The organism is Mesorhizobium silamurunense (assembly GCF_014843825.1).
Taxonomy (GTDB): Bacteria; Pseudomonadota; Alphaproteobacteria; order Rhizobiales; family Rhizobiaceae; genus Mesorhizobium; species Mesorhizobium silamurunense.
Window position 1 is genome coordinate 1 of sequence record NZ_JHQR01000201.1, and the last position, 4524, is coordinate 4524.

Genomic DNA, 4524 nt, shown 5'->3' on the forward strand with positions numbered 1-4524 from the left:
GAGCAGGTGGTCGAGACCGAGCAGCGGGTGCGCGAGGCCCGCGGCAACGCCGTCCGCATAGCCTGCGCCGACACGGGCACAGGCCGGGCCGGCAAGGTCGGCGAGCGATGCTGCTGCGCCGAGTTTCACGACAGAGCGTCTCATCGAAAATCCCTCCCTACCGCACTTTGACATTGGCCAGCTCCCGGCCGTCCGGCCCCATCACGTGGGTCGAGCAGGCAAGGCACGGATCGAAGCTGTGTATGGTCCGCAGGATTTCGACCGGCTCCTCGGCGCGCTCGACCTTGGTGTCCATCAACGAGGCTTCGAAGGCGCCGATATTGCCGGCATTGTCGCGGGGAGAGCCGTTCCAGGTGGTCGGCACGACGCACTGGTAGTTCTCGATGCGGCCGTTCTTGATCCGGACCCAGTGACCCAGTGCGCCACGCGGCGCCTCGGTGAAGCCGACGCCCTTGATCTCGGCCGGCCAGGTCTTCGGGTCCCACTTCTCGGTGTTGGCCGTGGAGGAGTCGCCGGCCCTGATGTTGGCGATCAGCTTGTCCAGGAAGTAGGCCTGCTTGCGGGCCGCCCACTGCGCTTCAAGAGCGCGCGCAGCGGTGCGGCCGAGCGTGGAAAAGAGCGCGTTGAGCGGCGCGCCGAGCACGCGCAGCGTGGAATCGACTTGTTCCTTGATTTCCTCGTGGCCCTGGGCATAGCCGACGACATAGCGGGCGAGCGGGCCGACCTCCATGGCGTGGCCGCGCCATCGCGGTGCCTTGATCCAGGAATATTTTGCCGACTCGTCCAGCTCGATGATGTTGGTGCGTGTGCCCTTGGCATTGGGCCCCAGTTCGTAATGCGGCTCGGTGATGCCGTCCCAGGGGTGCAGGCCCTTGGCCTCGTCCGGATACTTGTACCAGGAGTGCGGCACGAATTCCTGGATCTGCTCGGGATCGCGTACGTCGACCGGCAGCACCTCCTTGAGATTGCCGTTGATGATGGCACCCTGCGGCATCATCAGGTTAGCGGCGGAATAGTCGTTGGCCTTGTCGGGGATATCGCCATAGGCGAGCACGCTCTTGCCCGACAGCCCGCCACCGTAGAGCCAGGCCTTGTAGAGATTGCCGATCGCGATGATGTCGGGGATGTAGACGTTGTCGACGAAGGCGATGGTACGCTCGATGACGCTGCGGACGTAGTTCAGCCGCTCCATGTTGATCGGCGCGCCGGCCGCCATCTCACCACCGATGTTGATGGCACAGGGCACGCCCCCCACCAGCCAGTTGGGATGGATGTCCTTGCCGCCGAAGATCGTGCGCGTCGTCATGATCTCCTTCTGGAAGTCAAGCGCTTCCAGATAGTGCGTCACTGCCATCAGGTTGGCTTCCGGCGGCAGCAGATAGGCCGGGTTGGTCCAGTAGCCGTTCTTGAACGGCCCGAGTTGGCCGCTCTCCACGAACTTCTTCAGCCGGTTCTGAATGTCACGGAAATAGCCCGGCGAGGACATCGGGTGGCTCGGCGAAACCGCCTGCTGCAGCTCCGACGTCGCCTTCGGGTCGGCTCTCAATGCGTTGACCGGGTTGACCCAGTCGAGCGCGTGCAGGTGGTAGAAGTGGACCAGATGGTCGTGCACCTGCAGCGAGAGCTGCATGATGTTACGGATCGAATTGGCGTTCTCCGGGATTATGATGCCCAGCGCGTCCTCGACCGCACGCACCGAGGTGAGCGCGTGCGTGCCGGTGCACACCCCGCAGATGCGCTGGGTGAAGGCCCAGGCGTCGCGCGGGTCGCGGCCCTTGAGGATGACCTCGAGCCCGCGCCACATGGTGCCGGTCGAGACCGCGTTGCGAATGATGTTGTTCTCGTCGATGTTGACCTCGCAGCGCATGTGGCCTTCGATCCGCGTGACCGGATCGACGACGACGCGCTGGCCGGAGGCGTCGAGATTGAAGCCGTTCGGCGTCCGGATGCCCATCAGTTGTTCCCGCCCTTTTCGCGCATCCGCTTGACCACGCTCGCCGCCGCATGCGCGGCCGCGGCGGCGCCGACCACGGTCGCGGCCGTCGTGCCGATCCTGTCGGCATCGGCCTCGATGCCGAAGCCGTGGACGCGGCTCAGGCGGCTGTAGAAATCGCCCTTGTCCCAGAAGCCGTCCTCGGAGCAGCCGATGCAGGGATGGCCGGCCTGGATGGGGAAGGAGAGGCCGCCGTTCCAACCCACCGTCGAGCAGGCATTGTAGGTGGTCGGTCCCTTGCAGCCGACCTTGTAGAGGCAATAGCCCTTGCGCGCGCCCTCGTCATCGAAGGACTCGACGAACTGGCCGGCGTCGAAATGCGGGCGCCGATAGCATTTGTCGTGGATGCGCTGGCTGTAGAACATCTTCGGCCGGCCTTGCTGGTCGAGTTCGGGGAGTTTCTCGAAGGTCAGGATATAAGTGATGACGGCTGTCATCACTTCTGCGATCGGCGGGCAACCGGGCACCTTGATGATCGGCTTGTCCGGCAGGCCGGGAACCTTATGGACGGGCGTGGCCCGCGTCGGGTTCGGCCGCGCGGCCTGCACGCAGCCCCAGGAGGCGCAGGAGCCCCAGGAGATGATCGCCTTGGCGTTGGAGGCGGCATGCTTGAGCTGGTCGACGAAGGGCTTGCCGCCGATGATGCAGAACATGCCGTCCTCGTTGAGCGGCGGATTGCCTTCGACCGCGAGGATGTAGTTGCCCTTGTACTGTTCGACAACCTCGTCGACGATCGCCTCGGCCTGGTGGCCGGCGGCCGCCATGAGCGTGTCGTCATAATCGAGTGAAAGCATCGACAGCACGACGTCCTTGGCGAGCGGGTGCGCCGAGCGGATGAAGCTTTCGGAGCAGCAGGTGCATTCCAGCCCGTGCAGCCACAGCACCGGAATGCGCGGCTTGGACTCCATCGCGTAAGCTATTTTCGGCGCGAGGGCCGGTCCAAGGCCGAGGGAAGCCGCCGTCAGGCTGCAGAATTTCAGGAAACTTCGGCGGGTGATCCCCTGCCGGCGCATGACCGCGTAGAATGTTTCTTGCATCAGGCCTTCCTCCACAGGCGGCGGCATCTGTTGGCCGCGGATGTGCGAAGGCGAAGCAAGTCCGGTGCCAGACTTGAAAAGTCGAACAATTCAATACTCAGATGCTTTTCGAGGCGTTGTCTTGTTCCGGTCGCCGGCGATGGAGTGGCAACCGGGCTGGCAGATTACAGAGAAAGCTTCCGCAACGAACAGATCGCGCTCGCCCTGCGCGGCTACAGCAAACTGGGTATCGCGGGATTTGGTTCACGGGTTGGATGACGCCGAAGACGTTGCGCTCTTCGGCAGTCAGGTGGCTCCGTTTGTCCGGCGCTTGACCGCGCACGATGAGGCGGCGAGATCTGGCCTGGACGAACGCGGTCTGTGAGGAATCCTGCTCTCTATTCTGGACTTGCACCATCTACTCGTTGCCGCTCTCCCGACGTACGCTTCCGTTGACTCGCTGTTGTCGGGTTTGTCGCGTCCGCGACGGACCGGCGCCTGGCTTCGGTCCAGGAACGGAAGGGACAAAGCATAATTTGTGAAATCGGAGAAATGAGAAAAGAGATTGCGGGATGAGAGGCGGCCGCGGTCCGGTGTCGGTCAAGACTGGCTACACTAGGCAGGCGCCTCTGGCGGAGATGTTTTGAGCCGATGAGGACTTGCGACTGGCAGCAAAGATGCAGAAAGAGCTTTCTCCTCACGTAAAAGGGGGCCGGTGCTTCAGCGCCGATTCCAAAGTCTTTTGCTCTTCGCCCGTCCCCTCTTCCGTCTTGACTAGTACCAACCGAGGGCCTATCTCACCGCCACGTTAGCACTCGCTTCTGGTGAGTGCTAACCACTCTCCGGCACAGGAGAACCGTTCAACATCCGCACCAGGGACATCCAAAAATGGCAAAGTCCAAATTCCGCCCGCTTCATGACCGCGTGGTCGTTCGCCGGGTTGAATCCGAATCCAAGACCGCCGGCGGGATCATCATCCCGGATACGGCAAAGGAAAAGCCGCAGGAAGGCGAGATCATCGCCGTCGGCTCTGGCGCCCGCGACGAAAGCGGCAAGCTCGTGCCGCTCGACGTCAAGGCCGGCGACCGCATCCTGTTCGGCAAGTGGTCGGGCACTGAAGTCAAGCTCAATGGCGAGGACCTTCTGATCATGAAGGAATCCGACATCATGGGCATCATCGGCTGACACGCCGCCGCCTTCATCCGCACCATCCAATCTGAATTTCGGGCGAAATGCCCAGGAGTAAAAAATGGCTGCCAAAGACGTAAAATTCTCCCGTGATGCCCGTGAGCGCCTGCTGCGCGGCGTCAACATCCTCGCCGACGCGGTGAAGGTCACGCTCGGCCCCAAGGGCCGCAACGTCGTCATCGACAAGTCGTTCGGCGCCCCGCGCATCACCAAGGACGGCGTCACCGTCGCCAAGGAAATCGAGCTTGAGGACAAGTTCGAGAACATGGGCGCGCAGATGGTCCGCGAAGTTGCTTCCAAGACCAACGACATCGCCGGCGACGGCAC

Annotated in this window: 5 protein-coding genes; 2 read left to right on the forward strand and 3 right to left on the reverse strand. The window is 62.9% G+C overall.

Translation table 11 applies throughout. From position 1 onward, the window contains the following. The 3 genes from DH10_RS38250 to DH10_RS22360 form a co-directional block, all read right to left on the reverse strand. The coding region (locus DH10_RS38250; protein ID WP_210327835.1) for a HupE/UreJ family protein at nucleotides 1-174 on the reverse strand (174 nt) is incomplete at its 3' end. Further along, nucleotides 158-1954: a nickel-dependent hydrogenase large subunit gene (locus DH10_RS22355; protein WP_192385322.1), complete on the reverse strand. Its 1797-nt coding sequence runs from the start codon at nucleotides 1952-1954 to the stop codon at nucleotides 158-160. The genes DH10_RS38250 and DH10_RS22355, both read right to left, overlap by 17 nt. After that, entirely contained in the window at nucleotides 1954-3030 is a 1077-nt protein-coding gene (locus tag DH10_RS22360; protein WP_192385323.1) for a hydrogenase small subunit, read from the reverse strand. The genes DH10_RS22355 and DH10_RS22360 overlap by 1 nt, the downstream gene beginning before the upstream one ends. An 867-nt stretch (nucleotides 3031-3897) precedes the next feature. Here DH10_RS22360 and groES point away from each other — a divergent pair. Beyond that, entirely contained in the window at nucleotides 3898-4194 is a 297-nt protein-coding gene (gene groES, locus DH10_RS22365; protein ID WP_010915433.1) for a co-chaperone GroES, read from the forward strand. Nucleotides 4195-4258: 64 nt separating this feature from the next. Next, on the forward strand, nucleotides 4259-4524 hold a 266-nt coding region (locus tag DH10_RS22370), incomplete at its 3' end, for a TCP-1/cpn60 chaperonin family protein (protein WP_281423857.1).

Coding starts and splice junctions, on each gene's coding strand:
- groES (WP_010915433.1), top strand. CDS start 3,898: ATGGCAAAGTCCAAATTCCGCCCGCTTCATGACCGCGTGGTCGTTCGC.
- DH10_RS22355 (WP_192385322.1), bottom strand. CDS start 1,954: ATGGGCATCCGGACGCCGAACGGCTTCAATCTCGACGCCTCCGGCCAG.
- DH10_RS22360 (WP_192385323.1), bottom strand. CDS start 3,030: ATGCAAGAAACATTCTACGCGGTCATGCGCCGGCAGGGGATCACCCGC.